Origin of the sequence: Lentzea sp. NBRC 102530, from assembly GCF_030269365.1 — a bacterium.
Taxonomy (GTDB): domain Bacteria; phylum Actinomycetota; class Actinomycetes; order Mycobacteriales; family Pseudonocardiaceae; genus Lentzea.
Map to the genome: position 1 here is coordinate 1 of NZ_BSTF01000070.1, position 255 is coordinate 255.

The 255-nt window shown below is 67.8% G+C and carries 1 protein-coding gene; it reads right to left on the reverse strand.

The window, feature by feature from the left end:
• Positions 1–5 precede the first annotated feature (5 nt).
• Positions 6–197 (reverse strand): HAD family hydrolase, encoded by a 192-nt coding sequence (locus QSK25_RS45660; RefSeq protein ID WP_502881966.1) that lies wholly within the window; start codon positions 195–197, stop codon positions 6–8.
• Between the last annotated feature and the right edge of the window lie 58 nt (positions 198–255).

A 255-nucleotide genomic window follows, 5' to 3' on the forward strand; every position in this document is an offset into this window, starting at 1 on the left:
GGTTCTCACTGGTTGCCCAGCGCCGGGGACCAGGGTGACCAGGTGGCGTGGAAGACCGGAAGGCCGGCGTCGCGGAGTTCCCTGACGACGCGGGGATCGTCGTCCACGATCAGGACCACCTCGCGGTGGCGCTGAAGTTCGTGCATTCGTTCAAGCTTGACCACCCGAGCTGGTCTCTTGTCGCCCTGCGGCTGCATCACCAGTTCGCCCAGCGGCAAGCCTCGTTCCGTGAGCCACCGGCGGGTCGCCTCCGCC